At 70.5% G+C, this 15,574-nt stretch carries 11 protein-coding genes; 8 read left to right on the top strand and 3 right to left on the bottom strand.

Annotation, left to right across the window (positions count from 1 at the left end):
- The first annotated feature begins 120 nt into the window (after positions 1 to 120).
- The 4 genes from KY572_RS15985 (at position 121) to KY572_RS15970 (ending at position 5,093) form a co-directional block, all read left to right on the top strand.
- Positions 121 to 1,548 (top strand): SLC5/6 family protein, encoded by a 1,428-nt coding sequence (locus tag KY572_RS15985; protein ID WP_224243482.1) that lies wholly within the window; start codon positions 121 to 123, stop codon positions 1,546 to 1,548.
- Positions 1,549 to 1,585: 37 nt separating this feature from the next.
- Entirely contained in the window at positions 1,586 to 2,476 is an 891-nt protein-coding gene (locus tag KY572_RS15980; protein ID WP_224243481.1) for a radical SAM protein, read from the top strand.
- 15 nt (positions 2,477 to 2,491) lie between these two features.
- Complete coding sequence (locus KY572_RS15975) at positions 2,492 to 3,268, top strand: metallophosphoesterase family protein (protein ID WP_224243480.1); 777 nt, start codon at positions 2,492 to 2,494, stop codon at positions 3,266 to 3,268.
- 139 nt (positions 3,269 to 3,407) lie between these two features.
- The gene (locus KY572_RS15970; protein WP_224243479.1) at positions 3,408 to 5,093 is read left to right on the top strand and encodes a metallophosphoesterase; all 1,686 of its coding nucleotides are present in this window, start codon (positions 3,408 to 3,410) and stop codon (positions 5,091 to 5,093) included.
- A gap of 7 nt (positions 5,094 to 5,100) precedes the next feature.
- Here the strand turns inward: KY572_RS15970 and KY572_RS15965 are convergent, their stop codons facing one another.
- Positions 5,101 to 5,727 (bottom strand): DUF3592 domain-containing protein, encoded by a 627-nt coding sequence (locus tag KY572_RS15965; RefSeq protein WP_224243478.1) that lies wholly within the window; start codon positions 5,725 to 5,727, stop codon positions 5,101 to 5,103.
- A 65-nt stretch (positions 5,728 to 5,792) separates the two neighbouring features.
- Here KY572_RS15965 and KY572_RS15960 point away from each other — a divergent pair, with 65 nt between their 5' ends.
- The 3 genes from KY572_RS15960 (at position 5,793) to KY572_RS15950 (ending at position 13,066) form a co-directional block, all read left to right on the top strand.
- Positions 5,793 to 8,831, top strand: coding sequence for a serine/threonine-protein kinase (locus tag KY572_RS15960; protein WP_224243477.1), 3,039 nt, complete (start codon positions 5,793 to 5,795; stop codon positions 8,829 to 8,831).
- Between the two features lie 76 nt (positions 8,832 to 8,907).
- Entirely contained in the window at positions 8,908 to 9,831 is a 924-nt protein-coding gene (locus KY572_RS15955; RefSeq protein WP_224243476.1) for a sigma-70 family RNA polymerase sigma factor, read from the top strand.
- A 100-nt stretch (positions 9,832 to 9,931) separates the two neighbouring features.
- Positions 9,932 to 13,066 (top strand): kelch repeat-containing protein, encoded by a 3,135-nt coding sequence (locus KY572_RS15950; protein ID WP_224243475.1) that lies wholly within the window; start codon positions 9,932 to 9,934, stop codon positions 13,064 to 13,066.
- Positions 13,067 to 13,583: 517 nt separating this feature from the next.
- Here the strand turns inward: KY572_RS15950 and KY572_RS15945 are convergent.
- A complete protein-coding gene (locus KY572_RS15945; protein ID WP_224243474.1) occupies positions 13,584 to 14,222 on the bottom strand; it encodes a peptidoglycan-binding domain-containing protein in 639 nt (212 codons plus the stop codon).
- Between the two features lie 49 nt (positions 14,223 to 14,271).
- On the opposite strand from KY572_RS15945, the gene KY572_RS15940 reads away from it, so the two are divergent.
- Positions 14,272 to 14,484 (top strand): hypothetical protein, encoded by a 213-nt coding sequence (locus tag KY572_RS15940; protein WP_224243473.1) that lies wholly within the window; start codon positions 14,272 to 14,274, stop codon positions 14,482 to 14,484.
- A gap of 110 nt (positions 14,485 to 14,594) precedes the next feature.
- Here KY572_RS15940 and KY572_RS15935 read toward each other — a convergent pair whose 3' ends face one another.
- Entirely contained in the window at positions 14,595 to 15,551 is a 957-nt protein-coding gene (locus KY572_RS15935; protein ID WP_224243472.1) for a LysR family transcriptional regulator, read from the bottom strand.
- Positions 15,552 to 15,574 lie beyond the last annotated feature (23 nt).

Below are 15,574 nucleotides of genomic sequence, written 5' to 3'. Positions count from 1 at the left end.
CTGACGGCCCCGCGACGACAGGCTCGCGGGGCCGTCACCTCATTGCGTCAAGGGGAGAACCTCCCGTGCTCGGGGCAGCCCAGCGCCCTGCCGCACGTGCTAGATGGACTCCCAGTGTCGGTGACTTCCTCCCTCGGCTGGTTCGTCCTCGCGGGCTACGGCGCCCTGCTGCTGCTGCTGGTGCCGCGCGCCCACACCGCGCGCAGCTTCTTCTGGGCCCAGGCGCCCGGCGGGGCTGCTCCCTCCACGGCGCTGCTCACCGGCAGCGTGCTCGTGACGTGGATCTTCGCCAAGAGCATCACCAACGCGGCCAACCTGGGCGAGCGCTTCGGCCTCCTGGGTGGCATGGCCTACGCCACCTGGTACCTCTCCATCCCCGTGGCTGGCCTGCTCCTGTTCACCATCCGCCGAGCCGGGCACGAGGGCCTGGTCCCCTTCCTCGTGGCGCGCTTCGGCACTCCCGCCGCGGTGCTCTTCTCGCTGACCATCCTGGTGCGCCTCTTCAACGAGGTGTGGAGCAACACCGCCGTGGTGGCCAGCTACTTCGGCACCGCGGGCACCCTGCCCTACTACGCCGCCGCGTTCGCCTTCACCCTGGCCGTGCTGCTCTACAGCCTGCGCGGAGGCCTGCGCGGCTCCATCCTCACCGACCGGCTCCAGCTGGCCCTGGCCGTGGCGCTACTCGCCGCGGTGCTGGGCTTCATCCTGCCCGCCCACGGCCCGGGCCCGCTGCTCTCCACCAGCACCTGGTCGCTGGGTGGCGGGCTGGATCTGCTCCTCGTCGCCCTGCTGCAGGTGGCCAGCTACCCCTTCCATGATCCGGTCCTCACCGACCGGGCCTTCGTCACCCCGCCCCGGCGGATGCTCACCGCCTACCTGCTCGCGGGGCTGCTGGGCGCCCTCTTCATCGTGCTCTACAGCTTCATCGGCGTGCACGCGAAGCTGGCGGGGCTGTCCGGCGCGGGGGACGCGCCCATGCGCGTGGCCCGGGCGCTCGACACGGGCGCCCTGCTCATCATCTCCCTGCTGATGATGAACTCGGCGGGGGCGGTGCTGGACTCGGCCTTCGCGGCGATTGCCCGGCACGTCTCGGTGGACCTCGCCGGCGAGGGAGGCGCCCACCCCTCCGGCTTCCGCGGCCTGCTCGAGCCGCTGGCCCGGCGGGCTCGCGAGGACGGCGGCTTGAGGCTCGGCCGAGCTGCCATGGTGCTCTTCGCCGTGGTGGGCAACCTGCCCCTGTTCGCCACGGCGGACGTGCTCAAGGCCACCACCATCAGCGGCACCATGGTGCTCGGGTTCACCTTCCCCTTCCTGCTGTGGCGCTGGCACCGGCCCGCTCCCGCCGCCTTCGTCCTCTCCTTCCTCCCGGGGCTCGTGGTGGGGGTCTGGGCGAACACCGCCGCCTGGCCGGAGCTGCTCACGCTGGGAGATGGCGCCTACCGGGCCCTGCTCGGCGCCAACGTGTACGGGCTGGTGCTGAGCGGCGTAGGCTACGGGCTGGGCGTCGCATGGCACGCCGCTGTGTCCCACCGCGCGCCGCCGGGCTGAGCGGGCATCTCGTCCCACCCTCGGGAGTTACTTCTCCATGCTCACGACCGACACGCCGCGTCCCCTGGCCCCGGCCCCCACGGTGCGCTTCCGCTGGCTGGACACGCTGTGGCTCCAGGTCACCGGCACGCTGTGCAACATCGCCTGCCAGCACTGCTTCATCAGCTGCGGCCCCAAGGCGGACCAGGTGCCGATGATGACCCTGGCCGCCTGCGAGGAGGCGCTGGCCGAGGGCACCCGGCTGGGCATGCGCGAGGTCTACTTCACCGGCGGCGAGCCCTTCCTCCATCCCGAGATTCAGGCGCTCGTGGACCGGGCGCTGGCGCTGGCCCCGCTGACGATCATCACCAACGGCCTGCTGCTGGACGACGCCCGGGTGGAGTGGCTCGCCGAGCGGTTCCGCACCGCGCGCTACTCGCTGGACTTGCGCGTGAGCCTGGATGGCATGACGGCCGCCCAGAATGATCCGGTGCGCGGGCGCGGCACCTTCGAGCGCGTCGTCTCCTGCTTGCGCCGGCTCGGAGCGGCGGGGCTGTCCCCGGTGGTGACGGTGGTGGAGCACGAGACGGGGCTGGAGGGAAACGCCGCGCGCCAGGCCTTCCTCGAGTTCGTCCGAGGACTGGGCATCCGCCAGCCCCGGGTGAAGTTCCTGCCCCTGCTGCGCCTGGGGCGCGAGGTGCGACGCACGCACGGGTACGAGCCCGAGGAGGCCTGGGGCGCGCACGCGCTGGCGGCGTCGGTGGAGTCCTCGCTGCTGTGCGCCTCCAGCCGCATCGTCACGGCGCAGGGGGTGTTCACCTGCCCCATCCTCATCGAGAAGCCGGACGCGAGGCTCGGAGACAGCGTGGGACAGGCCACCCGGGACATTTCCTTGAAGTGGGACGCGTGCCGCACGTGCGTGCTCGACGGCCTGCGCTGCAACACCTGAGAGGCGGAGACACCCATGCGCGCGGCCTTCTTCGGCGGCATCTACAACAACCACCTGGCCCTGGCGGCGGCCATGGCGGACGCGCGGGCCCGAGGCGTGGACGCGCTCTACTGCCTGGGCGACGTGGGCGGCTTCGGCCCGCACCCGGACCGCTCGCTCGAGCTGCTGCGCGCCAGCGGCATGCCCACGGTGCAGGGCAACTACGATCACTCCATCGGCCTGGGGCTGGAAGACTGCGGCTGCGGCTACACGGATCCGCGAGACAACCACTTCGCGCGCATCAGCTACGCGTACACCCAGGAGAAGACGTCCTCGGTGCACCGGCCCTGGCTGGCGGGGCTGCCCGAGCGCCTCTCGGTGGACGCCGAGGGCACCCGGCTGGTGATGGTGCACGGCTCGCCCCGGCAGCAGAACGAGTTCCTCTGGGAGAGCACCACGCCCGACCCCTTCCTGGAGCGGCTGCTCGAGCAGGCAGGGGCGGACGTGCTGCTGTGCACCCACACCGGGCTGCACTGGCAGCGGCGGCTGCGCTCGGGGCGGCGGGTGGTGAACGTGGGAGCCCTGGGCCGGCCCGCCAACGACGGCGCCACGCACGTCTGGTACGCGCTGCTCGACACGCGCAAGCCCGAGCCGGTGGAGCTCATCCCCGTGGCGTACGACTTCCACCAGCTCGTCCGCGAGATGCGCGAGGAGCGCCTCCCGGAGGAGTTCGTGGAGACGATCCTCACGGGCTGGTGGACCACGTGTCTGGAGATCCTCCCAGCCCGGGAGCGGCTGCGCGGCCGGTATTGAGGTGCGCCGCCGGGCCCAGACATCGCCGCTTATCTAGCAATACCAGAACAACTGGTGACATCGAGGACCTGAAGAGAGATGCTCCGGCGCCCGCCGGCCACGAGGCCCGGCGGCTTCCCTCTCGCTCAGGAGTTGCTCGATGCGCGGTACTGCCTTGCCCCGCCTCTCCTTCGGACTGGCGTTGATGATCGGTCTGGTGTCTTCCGTGGATGGCGCCTGGGCCGCGACGAAGAGCAGTGCCTGGACCGTCTCGGGGGGCCCGTTCTTCTGGCTCAACAACCCTCGGTTCACGCTCACGCTCTCGCAGACGGCGCTCGTCACCGTCGATCTGGAGTCTCCCAGCGTCGACCCCTTCCTCTGGGTGCTGGACGCGGCGGGAGGCGTCATCCTGGGCAACGACAATGACAGCGGAGATGGCACCAACAGCCGCCTCACGCTCCTTCTCGGCCCGGGCAAGTATCAGGTGGTCGCGGCGACCGCCGGCTTCGATCAGACCGGAGACTTCACGCTCCGCACGAGCCATGGGAGCCTCTCGTACTGCTTCACCGCGTTCACGGACAGCAACTACGCCGGCACGGCGTCGATCTTCTGTGGCGGCACTGGCTCGTTCCTGAACGATGAGTACTCATCGTTCCGCATCCCCAAGGGCATGAGGCTCCGGGCCTTCGAGCACAGCGACCGTACGGGGCTGAGCAGGACCTACTACCAGGACGTTCCCTCCCTGGGAGGCCTCTTCAACGACAAGATCTCCGCCTTCTCCTGGGGCGACCTCTCGACGAATGACTTCTACATGCTCTTCGCGTCGGACCCGCAGTTCAGCTGGAAGCTCTGCGACGACTATGACGTCCCCGCGCAGCTCTGCGCCCAGGAGACCCATATGTTTGGCTCGATGTCCGAGGAGGAGCTCGCCAGGTACTACAACTCCAATCTGGTCATCGCCCTCAACGCGGTGAAGGCCCACCTCGGTGACTCGAAGGTGGCGGGCGTGGTCGTCAACGGAGATCTCACCGAGACCGGCGACAAGGACACGGACCTGGGCGACTACGTCTCCATCTACGAGCGCGGGCTGGACATGAACCTGTACGCGGGGCTGGGCAACCACGACTACGACAACTACGTGGATGACTGTTCCGAGAACCACTGCAACTCGACGATGGTGTGGCACTTGAAGGAGCAGGTCCGCACGTACGGCACCTTCCTGTTCGACTACTCCGAGAGCGACGACTACTACGAGTTCCCGTCGTACCGCAGGGACCATAGCGGGAGCCTCGCGTACTCGTGGGATGTGGGCGACGTCCACTTCGTCCAGCTCAACAACCACCCGTCCTATGCGAGGACCTGGGACGGCTGGAACTTCAGCGAGGCGCGAAGGGACTACTTCACGATCCGGTCCGCCCTGAGCTGGCTGCGGTTCGATCTGACGCTGGCGACCAGCCGGGGGAAGAAGATCATCCTGAACCTGCATGACTTCGACACGGACGCGGGCAATGCCGAGTTCAAGGACATCCTCGCGGCTTATCCGGTGTCGGCGATCTACTCAGGCCACGAGCACTCCCACTTCGGGAGGATCCAGGAGCTCGGGCCGTACGCCGGCGGCAAGATGCTCCCTGTCTTCCGCAGCGGCGCCGCCCACTACGGCACCTTCATGGTCGCTCGCTTCTTGAACGGAAAGATGTACGTCTGGTTGATGAGCGTCGACCAGTTCAACCAGGGGAGGAAGCTGCGCGTGCACTACAATGGGGCCCTCCACGACGCCACGAACCTCGACGCGATCTTCAACGTGAGCGGCACGCGCTACTACCAGTACGTCTACGACATGCGCTGAGCCCACCTCACTTCCTCCTTCGCTTCCCGCCCTTCTTCTTCTTCTTCCCCGGGGAGGACCGCGATGCGGAGGCACCCTGGGGAGCGTGGGGCGGGGGCACGGCGCCCCCTGCCTTCCCCGGATTGCTGCTCGCTGTCGCGAGGAGGTCCTTCCTCAGGATGGCGAGCGCCCCCCCGCCCGTCAGTGTCAGGAAGAAGAGCAGGAGGACGGTGAGGAAGATGCTGCCGCCCAGCTCCCGCTCGTACGCGGGGACCCAGGAGAGCCGCGGGTTGCCAGGCAGGTAGAGCACGGTCACCCGGGGCGCGCTCGCGTAGGTCCCCGGCTCCCACGCGGAGACCGAGCGCCTGTCGCCGAACAAGAAGGACTTCTGTCCCGTCACGCCCTCGTGGGTGTACCCCTGGGCGTCCTCGAAGGCGTACCTGTAGACGGAGACCTTGTACGCCTTGCCCTTGCGATCCTTCTTCCGGAAGGAATCAGCGCCGATCACCCGGCCCTCGGCCTGCGCTCCGAAGGCCTTCAGCCAGAGGTGCTGTCCCAGCACCCAGGCCGAGTCGACGAAGATGACGAGGAAGACGAAGAAGACGATGGTCAGGATGCCCCCCGTCAGCGTGGGATTTGACTCTGACTTCGCCATGCGCGGGAGCCTACCTCAGCGGCTTGTCCGCCCCACGGCTCATGGGGGAAACTTCGGTGCCTTCCATGCAGCCTCCCTCGCCCTCAGAGCTCGCGGCCTGTCCCTCCGAAGAGGTGCTGGTAGGCCTCGTCGAGGGCACCCTGCAGCCCAGGCAGCGAGAGGCCCTGGACGCGCACCTGGCCCGGTGCAGCATGTGCTTCGAGGTGGTGTCAGCGCTCGCCGGAGGATCGCGCCCCGGACTGGCCACCCCCGGGGCACGGCCCGAGCTGCCTCCGCCCGTGCTGTCGCGTGGCACCGCCGTGGGGCGCTACCTCGTGCTCGATCGCATCGGCGCGGGTGGCATGGGCGTGGTGTACGCGGCGTATGATCCGGAGCTCGACCGCAAGCTCGCGCTCAAGCTGCTGGCCCCGCATGTCTCTCACGGCGACTCCTCCCCCGAGGGGCAGCGGCTCCAGCGCGAGGCCCGCGCGATGGCTCGCCTGTCCCACCCCAACGTCGTCACCGTGTACGACGTGGGCACCGCCGCGGGGCAGGTGTTCGTGGCCATGGAGCTGGTGGACGGCCAGACCCTGGGGGCCTGGCTGACCGCCGAGCCTCGCACCTGGCGGCAGGTGGTGCACTGCTTCACCGAGGCGGGCCGGGGGCTGGCCGCGGCCCACGCGGTGGGCCTGGTGCACCGGGACTTCAAGCCGGACAACGTGCTCGTCGGACGCGACGGCAAGGTGCGCGTCACCGACTTCGGCCTCGCCCGCGCCGCGCAGCCCATGCCGGGCACGCCCCCGAGCCCCCAGGAGGCCTCGGCCCCGAGCGAGTCCGCGCCACGGCAGCCCCCGGGCCTCCACGGCACGAGCCTCACCGGAGCCCAGGCCGGCACCCCACGCTACATGGCGCCCGAGCAGTGGCTCGGCGCGGCGACGGGCCCCTGGACGGATCAGTTCAGCTTCTGCGTGGCGCTCTGGGAGGCCCTCTACGGCGAGCCACCGTTTGCCGGCACCACCCCCGCGGCGCTCGCCCAGGGAGTAATCATCGGGCGCGTGGGCGCCGCTCCCGCCAGGCGCCAGGGCGTGCCGGCCTCGATCCACGCGGCGCTCCTCCGAGGACTCCAGAAGGAGCCCGCGGCACGTCACCCCTCGATGGAGGCGCTGCTGGACGCGCTGGAGTCCCACCCGGCGCGCCGCCGCCGCCGTGTCCTGGCGCTGCTGGCCGTAGGAGCGCTCTGCGTGGCGCTGCCGGGCGTGGCGGTGTGGCGAGCCGAGCGCCCGGCGGAGCTGTGCACCGGAGGCCGCGCGCGCGTCCTGGAGGTGTGGGGAAGCTCGGCCCGGGAGGGCGTTCGCCTCGGGCTGCTGGCCAGCAAGGCCCCGACGGCGGAGTCCATCTGGGAGGCGCTCGCCCAGCGCATGGACACCTATACGGCGGACTGGGCCTCCATGCACCGCGAGGCCTGCGAGGCCACCCGCGTGCGCGGAGAGCAGTCCGATGAGCTGCTCGGGCGACGCATGCTGTGCCTGGATCGCGCGCTGCAGCGTGTGACGGCGCTGGCGCACCAGCTGGAGCAGGCCGACGCCACCTCCGCGGGCAAGGCGGTGGACGCCGCGCTGGCGCTGCCCCCGCTGCGCAAGTGCGCCGACGCGGAGGCGCTGCTGGGCGCCCCGGGGCTGCCGGAGGATGCGGCGGTCCGCCAGCAGGTGCTCGCCCTGCGCGAGCAGATGGCGAAGGTGAAGACGCAGGGCCAGCTGGGCCGGGTGCAGGAGGCGCTGGCGAGCGCCGAGGCGCTGACCCGGACCGCGGAGGCGCTGCCCTACCGGCCCGTGCAGGCCGAGGCCCTGTTGCTGGAGGGAGATCTCCGGGTCCAGGCCGAGCAGTACCCGAAGGCCCGGGAGCTGCTGCGCCGAGCCGTGCTCCGGGCGGAGGCGGGGCGCGAGGACGCGGCCGCCGTGGAGGCCTGGACGACCCTGGCGCTGCTCGAAGGCACCTACCAGACGGAGTTCGCCGAGGCGCACCGCTGCGTGGAGCACGCTCAGGCAGGGCTCGAGCGGCTCGGCCGCCAGGAGCTGATCCTCTCGGCGATGCTGATGGGAGCGCGCGCGGGCCTGGCGTACGGGGAAGGGCACTGGGCCGAGTCGCTCGCGCTGGATCAGGAGCGGGTCCAGCTCCTGGAGAAGGCGCTGGGCCAGGACTCGCCCGAGCTCGCCGGGGCGCTGCACAACCTGGCCCTCTCGCTCATCCAGGCCGAGGGCCGCGCGGAAGAGGCCCATGAGGCGCTTCAGCGCTCCCTGGTCATGACGGAGCGCCTGTGGAAGACCGACTCCGTGGAGTTCGCCAAGATCCAGGCCACGCTCGCCGTGATTGAGCGCCACCGCAAGCGCTACCCCGAGGCTCGCGCCGCCTACGAGCGGGCGCTGGACGTCTATGGCCGCGTGCTGGGAGAGCACTCGTCGACCTACAGCCTGACCCTGGGCAACCTGGCCCTCCTGCTGTCGTCCCAGGGCGAGCACGAGGCCGCGATCGCCGCCTACCAGCGCGCCGTGGCCCTCCAGCGCGAAGTCAAGGGGCGCCAGTCCGATACGCTCGCCCTGCTCCTGACGAACCAGGCGGACGCATACGTGGAGGCGGGACGCTATCCCGAGGCCATAGAGGCCGGCCGCGAGGCGCTCTCCATCCGCACCGCGATGCTGGGGCCGCGCCACCTGGAGGTAGGGGTGACGCTGTACGTGCTGGGCGTGACGCTCCGCAAGCAGGGCCAGCTCCCCCAGGCGCTGGAGCACCTCCAGCAGGCGTGTGACATCATCGCGGCCTCTCTCCCCGCGGATCACCCCTACCAGGGCACCTGCTGGACCGACATCGGCCACACGCAGCTGCTGCTCGGCCGGCTCGCGCAGGCGCGCACCCTGCTTGGCCGTGCACTGACGCTCTTCGAGGGTCGCCCCGAGAAAGACCAGGAGCGGCTGAAGGCGAAGGTGCTCCTGGCGCAGGTGCAGTGGGAGGAAGGCGGCTCGGGGCGCAAGCTCGCGCGGCAGCAGGTGCTGGAGCTGCGCGAGCAGGCGGAGAAAGCCGTGCGCGCCGAGATCGATGGCTGGCTCGCCACCCACCCTGCGCCGCCGTGAGCGGGCTGCCGACACCCGGGGCACGCAAGCGCACATCCCTCCCTGTGGGTGCCCGGTGCTAGCCTGTGCTTCGTCCATGGCGTCGCCCCCTGACTCCTCCGCCGAGCAATGCCCCTCTCCGGAGCAGCTCCATGCCAGGGCCCTGGGGCTGCTGCCGGCGCAGGCCGCGCGCGTGCTGGAGACGGACGCCAGGCTCGGGCCGCTGCTCCACGCGCACTTCGAGGCGAGCGCCCGCTCCCGGGCCACCTTCGAGGTGCCGGACGAGGACTTCCTGAGGGCGCTGCTGCGCCAGGTGCCTCCAGGCGGCGAGCAGCTCGAGACGCTGCAGGCGGTGCATGCCGAGGAGCTCGCGCTCACCCTGGGGTGCGCCACGGGCCACCCGGTGGCGCTGGCCGAGTTCGACCAGCGCTTCGGCGCCGACCTGAGATCGGCCCTGAAGCGGGTGGATCCGTCGCCGGGCTTCATCGACGAGGCGCACCAGGCCGTGCGAGAGCGCCTCTTCCTGCGCCAGGACGGGAGCGCCCCGAGGATCGCCACCTACGCGGGCACCGGCTCGCTGTCGAGCTGGGTGCGCGCGGTGGCGCTGAGGCTGGCCCTCAACCACCGCCGCGCCATCGCTCACGAGGTGCCCCTGGACGAGCGGCTGGCGACGGGGCTGTCGGCGCAGGAGCCCGGGCCGGAGCTGTCCCTGCTCAAGAGCCAGTACCGCGAGGCGTTCCAGCAGTCCTTCCGCGCCGCGCTCGCCACGCTCACCGAGCAGGAGCTCAACCTGCTGCGCCTGCACTTCGTGAGCGGGCTGAGCCTGGATCGGCTGGGGGAGATGTACCAGGTGCACCGTGCCACCATCGCGCGCTGGCTGTCGCGAGCGCGGCACCAGCTGATGCACACCACCCAGCGCGAGCTGCACTCCCGGCTGACCGTGGACGCCCACGAGCTGAACCAGATCCTCGAGCTGGTGCGCAGCCAGCTCGCCATCACCCTGACCCGAGCGCTCCGCTAGGCCCAGAAATTCCCGATGCGACTGTTCGCCGGGATTTTGTGTCTTCCCTGACGGCTCCCAGGAAACGTTCCTGGAGCCTTTCACGTCGGGGATGACAGGCATGAGGAAGTTCAGGGTGATGTGGGCGGAAGTAACCACCGCGGTGCTGCTAGGTGTCGCGGTCCTCCAAGGCACGGCCTGTGGACCCGCGGGCGACACGGCCGAGTCCCCAGAGGCCCAGGAGCTCGCGACCACGAGCGACTCGCTGCTCAACGGCAACATCATCTGTAGCCACCCCGAAGTCGGGGTCATCACCAACGGCTACATGAAGTGCACCGCGGAGCTGATCGCTCCGGACATGATCCTCACCAACGCGGGCTGCGTCGGCTTCGTGACGGATGAGGACGGCTCGACGCCCTACTCCTTCCGGATCAACTCCTACGGGGAGACGTGCGGCACCTCGGCCGAGTACTACCAGGTCAAGCGCATCCGCTCCTTCGTCGGCTCGGCCGCGGAGAACGACAGCACCGGCTTGAAGGACAATATCGCCGTCGCCCAGCTGGTGCGCCCCATTCCCTCGCAGCTGGCGTCACCGATGAACCTCTACTCCGGCGCCATGCCGCCCCTGGGCACCCCGGCCACCATCATCGGCCATGGGGGACGCGACACCGCGAGCTGTGCCATCTCCGCCTCGGACCTGAAGAAGGGCTCCGTCTCCATCGAGATCGACAGCCTCATCTGGGAGAACCTTCGCGACTCCTATACCCCCATCACTGGCTCGGCCTGTGGCGGTGACGGCGGAGGCCCCGTCTTCACTGGACCCGATCGGAACATCTTCTGGCTGATTGCCGGTGGCAATGGCGCGGCGACCTGGTTCGGCGAGGTGTGGAGGCTGGCGCCGCAGATCGAAGACGTGATGGAGGGCTGGTCCTGCTCGAACGGCGTCTGGTGGGATGGCAGCGGCGTCACCAAGAACGAGCGCTACCCCTACGCCCACGTGTGCGGGGCGGACAAGCAGAACTACGAGTGCAACCCCACCCTGGGCGACTGGCAGTCGCTCGGGGGCCAGTGTGGCAACGACACGAGCTGCCAGTGCGCGGGGGGCGTCGCCCTGGGCGGCATCGCGGTGGACCCGAGCCGCACCACGTGCGGCTCCACCATGTGCGGCACGGATCAGCGCGTGTACCAGTGCACCTCGGGCGGCTGGCAGGTGGTCGCCGCGAGCCAGTGCGGCAGCCAGCTCTGGAGCCAGGGGGCACCGCTCCTCAAGGCGAGGGAGGGCCACACGGCGACGCTGCTGCCCGGGGGCAAGGTGTTCGTGGCGGGTGGCATCGGCACCAGCGGACTCCTCAACCATGCCGAGACGTATGATCCGGCCACCGGCGCCTGGACCGCGACGGGCACCCTCATCCAGGCGCGCTCCCACCACACGGCGACGATGCTGAGCACGGGCAAGGTGCTCGTGGCGGGCGGGGCCGGCGCCAGCGGCGCCATGACGCACGCGGAGCTCTACACGCCTTCCACCGGCACCTGGGCGGCCACCGGTGCGCTCCTCCAGGCGCGCCAGGGCCATGTGGCCACGGTGCTGACCAATGGCAAGGTGCTGGTGACGGGCGGAACCGGCCCCAGCGGCGCGCTGGCCAGCGCCGAGCTGTACAACCCGGCCACCGGTACCTGGGCGGCCACCGGCGCGCTCTCCCACGCGCGCTCCGGCCACACGGCCACCGTGCTGAGCAATGGCAAGGTGCTCGTGGTGGGAGGGGCCTCCACCAGCCCTCTGAACCAGGCCGAGCTGTACGATCCGGCCACCGGCGTCTGGTCCACCACCGGTCCCCTCCTGCTGGCCCGCCGCGACCACACGGCGACGCTGCTGCCCAACGGCAAGGTGCTCGTGGCGGGCGGCAACGGCAGCAGCGGCAGCTCCATGGCCATGGCCGAGCTGTATGATCCGGCCACGGGCGCGTGGAGCGTCACCGGCGCGATGAACGAGCGCCGTGAGCTCCACACGGCGACGCTGCTGCCCAGCGGCAAGGTGCAGGTGGCCGGTGGAGCCGACAACGTCTCGGGCGCCTTCCAGGCCAGCGTCGAGGAGTATGATCCGGCCGCTGGCACCTGGAGCGTGACGAAGTCGCTCGCGCAGGGGCGCTCCGCCCATACGGCCACGCTGCTGGCGGATGGCCGGGTGCTCGCGACGGGCGGCACTCACGCCCCGGACCTGCTCTCCAGCTCCGAGCTGTATGGCACGGGCGTGGGCTCCTGGACGTCCGCGACGTCGATGCTCGAGCCCCGCCGCGCTCACACGGCGACGCTGCTGGCCAACGGCAAGGTGCTCGTGGCGGGCGGACTGAACGCGACCGTCTACCTCACCAGCGGCGAGGTGTATGACCCGGCCACCAACGCCTGGATGGCCACCGGCGCCTTCACTCAGGCGCGCGCCTACCACACGGCGACACTGCTCCCCACTGGCAAGGTGCTCCTCGCGGGGGGCCTGTCGACTGGCTCGGCCCGGCTCAACAGCGCCCAGGTGTATGACCCGGCCACCAACGCCTGGTCCGCGACCGGCGCCTTCGTCGGGCCCCGCCACCTCCACACGGCCACCCTGCTGCAGGACGGCCGGGTGCTGCTCGTCGGCGGCTCCGGCGCCAGCGGGGCCCTGGCCACGGCGCAGCTCTACACCCCGGCGACCGGCACCTGGACCGCCACCGGCTCGCTGGCCAAGGCCCGCTACTACCACACGGCGACCTTGCTGCCGGATGGCAAGGTGCTCGTGGCGGGAGGGACCAATGGCACCACCACGCTGCCGAACACCGCCGAGCTGTACAACCCGGCCACGGGGACCTGGACGGCCGTGACCATGCTGACCCGCTACGCTCACGCGGCGGCCTTGCTGCCTGATGGCAAGGTGTTCGTGCTGGGCGGCACCAACGGGACCGCCTTCTACAACACGACCCAGCAGCGTGACCCGGCCACGGGCGTCTGGTCCGTTGGCGGCACGATGGTGCAGGCCCGCTATCTGCAGTCGGCGACGGTGCTGCCCAGCGGCCTGGTGCTCATCGCGGGCGGCGGGAGCAACACCACCACCTGGCACTCCAGCGCCGAGCTGTACAACCCGGTCACGAACACCTCGACCGCGACGGGCTCGCTGGCCCAGGCCCGGCGCTGGCATACGGCGACGCTGCTGCCTGGCGGCAGGGTGCTGGTGGTGGGCGGCGAGTATCCGGCCAACACCTCTCTCGCCACCGTCGAGCTGTACTGACGCGGAGGCCGTGGGTGCCACCCGGAGCACGGACCGGGTGGCATCCCGCCTGGCACGTCCCGGCGACGGGGCAGGCAGCGAGCTCAGTCGCGACCTCCCCGGCTCACACTGTGAAACGGGCACAAAGCCCGAGTCCGACCCCGCGGCCATTGCGCCCTGCTGCCGGTCGCAAACTGTGCGAACTGGTCTGCTTGTCATACCAGTTGGGTACCGGTCCGCGCACAGGGCGCCTCCAGGGCGCGGGAGCTTCTTCGGAACGATTCAGTGAGCACCATGCTGCGGCGCGGGTGACGAGCAACTCCGGCAAGGACAGGCGCACGACGACCGTCCGCGGGCTCGAGTACACCCACCCCTTCCTGCTCCCGGTGTCCCAGGTCGGCGCCACGAAGTGATGTGAGCGCCTCCCCGAGTCATCACCAAGGCCTGCGACCGGCCAGCTGCAGCGCCCCTTCACACGGCCCTGGGAGCAGGACGCTCCCGGGCCGAGCCATCGCGCCGCGCGGCCAGCTCGCGGGAATCACCGCACGTTGAGCGTGTACGTGCCGCCGTTACGGGCGAGCTCCGCGTTCATGTCGGCGCGGAACTGCCGCTGGGTCGCCGCGTCTCCGACGATGCCGATGCAGCCCGCGGTGCCGGTCGCGCCACCATCCGGGTGGATGCGCAGCGCCGTGCGGTCGCGGCCCGCGCGCGCGTCATACATCGAGTCAGAGCCGCGGCGGCGGTTCGCATCCTCCAGGGCGAAGCTGTAGCCGACGCCGTCCCGCACGAAGCCGGCATCGCTGCGGTTCTGGCGGTGCGCCATCACCCGGTATTCGCCCGGCGGCACGGAGTAGCGCGAGCCCGAGCCGGAGTTGAACTGGTACGTGCGGCCGTTCACCGTGATGCTGCCGGTGGTCATGCCGGGGCCGTTGGGCACCCCGTTGAGGCGCGCGGTGCCGTTGGCGGCGTTGGGCTGAGAGCCGGAGAAGTCGCTGGCGCCGCCGAGCGCGCCCATCGTGCGGCGACCGGCGATGCCGTCCACCTGCAGGCCCTTCGAGCGCTGGTAGTCCCGCACCGCGCGCTCGGTGCGCGGGCCGAACTTGCCGTCGCTGGCGCCCGGATCGAAACCCGCGGCGCGCAGGCTGTCCTGGAGCTGGCGCACCGACTGACCGCTCATCCCGTTGCGCAGCGAGCCCGTCGCTCCCGGCTGGTTACGGCTGGCGGGGGTGAAGCTGCTGCGGTTGGAGTGGCCGGTAGCGCGGGTGCTGGTCCGCGAAGTCGTTCCCGTGCGCGAAGTCGTTCCTGAGCGTGAGCTCGTTCCGGTGCGCGACGAGCTGGAGCTGCTCGAGGACCGCGAGGAACCGCTCGACCTGCTGCTAGAAGACCGCGACGTTCCGGAAACGCTCATTCTGGATTCCCCTATGTGTGGCACCTGGTGAGAGGCTCAGGCGCTTTAATTTGATTATCGAAGGAAGGCAGAAGTCGTTTCGCCGACCACATTCGTTTTCTCTCAACCACCTCCACTCTCAGAAACAGACACGAAAGATTCTCATTTTCTTAGACGAATCCCAGGCGCGGAGAGCACCTCCCGCTCCCAGGGAGGCGTGCCTTCGAGCCGCTCCCTCAGGAAGGAGACGAAGGCCTGGACCTTCGAGGGCACCAGGCGTCCCGGTGGATGCACCGCGAAGATGCCGGTGTCGGGGATGGACCAGCCCTCGAGGACGCGGACGAGCCGCCCGGCCCGCAAGTCCTCTCCCGCGAGGAACGTAGCCAGCACGGTGATGCCGCTGCCCTCCACCGCCGCCAGCCGCAGCGCCTCGGCATTGTCCGCGCTCAGCGTCGGGCGCACCCGCACCGTCACGCGCTCCTCCCCTCGCAGCAGGGTCCACGTGGGGCCCTCCGTCAGGAAGCTGAAGTGGAGGCAGGAGTGCTGGGTGAGCTCCTCGGGCCTCGAGAGCGGCCGGCGGCCCTGGAGGTAGCGCGGGGAAGCGCAGAGGATGCGCCGGTTGGAGGCGAGCCGGCGCACCACGAGACTGGAGTCCTCCAGGGCGCCGATGCGGATGGCGACGTCGAAGCGCTCCTGGATGAGATCCACGTAGCGATCCATGAAGGAGACTTCCAGCGCGATGCGGGGATGGCGCCGCAGGAAGTCCGGCAGCACCGGGGCGATCTGAAGCTGTCCGAAGAGGTTGGGGACGGACACGCGCAGCCGGCCCCTCGGCTCGCCCGCCAGCCCGGAGACGAGGGCCTCGGCGTCCTCGACGCGGGCGAGCACATCCAGGCAGCGCTCCAGGTACAGCGTGCCGGCCTCCGTCAGCGAGACGGTGCGGGTGGTGCGTCGCAGCAGCGCGGTGCCCAGCGCCCCCTCCAGCCGGGAGATGCGCCGGCTCAGCGTCGAGGAGCTGATGCCCAGCTCCCGCGCCGCGTCCGCGAAGCTCAGGGCCCGAGCCACCGCCACGAAGCTGAGCATCTCCTCGAGCCGGTCCCGCATCGCCGCACGCTGCATGCCGCCCTCCCGCGACTGTTGCA

The organism is Hyalangium gracile (genome assembly GCF_020103725.1).
Lineage (GTDB): Bacteria > Myxococcota > Myxococcia > Myxococcales > Myxococcaceae > Hyalangium > Hyalangium gracile.
Note: the sequence above shows the minus strand (reverse complement) of the source record. Positions and strands in the feature narration are given on the sequence as shown.